The sequence below is a fragment of the Nocardia sp. NPDC004718 genome, from assembly GCF_053601535.1.
On the sequence record NZ_JBSGCA010000130.1, the window covers coordinates 1 to 3,269 of the forward strand.

At 71.5% G+C, this 3,269-nt stretch carries 1 protein-coding gene; it reads right to left on the reverse strand.

Annotation, left to right across the window (positions count from 1 at the left end):
- The coding region (locus ACWEH3_RS35845) for an amino acid adenylation domain-containing protein (protein ID WP_452358502.1) at positions 1-3,269 on the reverse strand (3,269 nt) is incomplete at both ends.

Genomic DNA, 3,269 nt, shown 5'->3' on the forward strand with positions numbered 1-3,269 from the left:
CCGCGCACCTTCACCTGGTCGTCGGCGCGGCCAAGGTACTCGAGTTCACCGAAGCGGTTCCAGCGGGCGAGGTCGCCGGAGCGATACAGCCGCCCACCCGGCGTGCCGCCCATCGGGTCGGCCACGAAACGGGTCGCCGACAGATCGGGACGACCCAGGTAACCGCGCGCCAATTGCGGCCCCGCCACGTACATCTCGCCCGCGACGCCGACCGGCACCGGGCGCAGCCTGCTGTCGAGGACGTACACCCGCAGACCGGCGATGGCGCGGCCGACCACGCTGCCGGAGGCGGCGGCGATGGTCGCGGCGTCCAGCGTGCGGTAGGACACGTGCACCGTGGTCTCGGTGATGCCGTACATGTTGACCAGCAGCGGCGCGGTACCAGCCGTCGCGCCGGTGCCGTCGCCGTGGCGCGCCACCCAATCCGACAGCCTGCGCAGCTCCAGCGCCTCACCGCCGAACACCACATACCGCAGCGCCAGAGCGGCGGCGTCGGGCGCGGCGTTCCGGTCGGCCTCGGCCAACTGGTAGAACGCCGACGGGGTCTGGTTGAGCACCGTGACCCGCTCGGCGCGCAGCAGTTCCAGGAACTGCTCCGGCGAGCGCGAGGTGTAGTAGTCGACCACCACGAGGGTGCCGCCGAACAGCAGCGGACCCCACAGCTCCCACACCGAGAAGTCGAAGGCGTAGCTGTGGAACAGCGTCCACACGTCGCCGGGTCCGAAACCGAAGTCGCGGTCGGTGTTCGCGAACAGCCGCACCACGTTGCGGTGCGCCACCGCGACGCCCTTCGGGCGGCCGGTCGAGCCGGAGGTGTAGATCACGTACGCGACGTTGTCCGGCGTGAGCGCGGAGTTGCGGTCGGCGTTGGTGATCGGGGCGTCGTCGGCGTCCTCGACGTTGCCGGTCTCCACCGCGAACCCGTCGAGCACGACGGACGGCAGCCCGACGGGCACCTCGACCTGCACCGTGGAGTCGAGCACCACGCTGGTCGGCCGCGAATCGGCGAGCACGTAGGCGATGCGCTCGGCCGGATAGGTCGGGTCAACCGGCACGTAACCCGCGCCGGTCTTCACCACGGCCAGCAGCGCCACCACCAGGTCCAGCGACCGCGGCAGGATCACCGCGACCAGCGTCTCCGGCCCCGCGCCATCGCTGATCAGCCTGCGCGCCAGGACATTCGCGCGCCGGTCCAGCTCGGCGTAGGTCAGCGTCTCCACGCCGAAGCGGGCCGCGACACGGTGCGGATGCGCGGCCACCGCCGCGTCGAACAGCCCCACCAAGGTGATGTTCGGATCGGCGAAAAGCCCTGCGACGCTTTCGGAACCCGACGACACCCAGCGCTGCGAGACGTCCAGCCGCTCGCCCTCGCCGAGCAGATCGATATCGCCGATCGCCGCCCGAGGATCCTCGGCGACCCCGCGCAGGATGCGCACGAAACGATCCGCGAACGCGGCCACCGTCTCGGGATCGAACAGTTCGGTGGCGTAGTTCCACGACAGCGTCAACCCGCCGTCGGCGGCCTCGCCCACGGTGAGCTGCACGTCGAATTTCGCGGTGCCCGGATCGAACTCGACCGCGGCGACCTCGACGCCACCGGGCAGCGCGACCGCACCGAGAGCGGCCGCCGAGGCCGCCTCGAAGGTCAGCGCGACCTGGAACAGCGGGTGATGCGCCTGCGAGCGCGCCGGGCTGAGCACGTCCACCAGCCGCTCGAACGGCACGTCGGCGCCTGCGAAGGCGGCCAGATCCGTGCGGCGCACCTGCTCGAGCAGCTCGTCGAAGCCTGCGCCCGGCTCGACCTCGCTGCGCAGCACGAGCGTGTTGACGAACATGCCGACCACGTCGTCGAGCGCGCGTTCACCACGGCCCGCGATCGGCGTGCCGATCGCGACGTCGGTGCTGCCCGACAACCGGGCCGCCCACACCGCCAAAGCGGCGTGCACCACCATGAACAGCGTCACGCCGCGGGCGCGCGCCAGCTCGGCCAGCGCCTCGTGCACCTGCGCGTCGACCGAGAAGTTGTGCGTGCCACCGGCATTGGAGGCGATCTCCGGCCGGGGCCGGTCGGCGGGCAGCTCGATCTGATCGGGCAGGTCACGCAGCTGCTCGGTCCAGTAGGCGATCTGCCGGGCCGCGACGGAGTCGGCGTCGTCCTCGGCGCCGAGCACCTCGCGCTGCCACAGCGCGTAATCGGCGTACTGCACCTCCAGCGGAGCCCAGGACGGCACCTCGCCGCGAACGCGCTCGGTGTAGGCGAGCACCACATCGCGCAGCAACGGCCGCAGCGAGAAACCGTCCGCGCTGATGTGATGCATCACCAGCACCGCGACGTGCTCGGTCGCCGACAGCGACAACAGACTCGCCCGGAACCCGATCTCGGCGGTCACATCGAACCCGACGCTCGCCAGCTCCACGATCCGCGCGGGCAGCTCCTCCGCGGCGACGGGCTCGGCGGCCAGGCCGAAGCCGACCTCGCCCACCGGCAGCACGCGCTGGTAGCCGGTGCCCTCCACCTCGGGATAGATCGTGCGCAGCGCCTCGTGGCGCGCGAGCACGTCGCCGATGGCCGCACCCAGCGCGTCGACGTCCAGCGCACCGCTCAGCCGCAGCGCCACCGGAATGTTGTTCACCGCGGTGCGGTTGTCGAACCGGTTCAGGAACCACATCCGCTGCTGCGCGAGCGACAACGGCACCAGCTCGGGACGCTCCCGCGCCACCAGCGGCGTCCGGCCGCCCTCGTCCGCGACGGATTCCACCTTCGCCGCCAGCGCGGCCACGGTCGGCGCCTCGAACAGCGTGCGCACCGGCACCTGCGTGTTCAGCGCCTCACCCAGCCGCGCCGCCACCTGCGTGGCGACCAGCGAGTTGCCGCCCAGCTCGAAGAAGTCGTCGTCCAGGCCGACCCGTTCCACGCCGAGCACCTCGGCGAAGGTCGCGGCCACGATTTCCTGCACCGGCGTGGCGGGCGCACGGAACACCTTGGCCTCGAACACCGGAGCGGGCAGCGCCCTGCGATCCAGCTTGCCCGAGGCGTTGAGCGGGAACTCCTCCAGCACCACATAGGCCGCGGGCACCATGTACCCCGGCAAGCTCGCGCCGAGTTCGGCCTTGACCGACTCGACTTCCACCACCCGGTCCGGGTCCGCCACCAGGTACGCGACCAGCTGGTCACCGGTCCGCTCGTCTGTGCGCACCACGACCACCGCCTGCGCCACCGACTCCAGCGCCGTCAGCGCCGACTCGATCTCGCCCAGCTCGATGCGCAG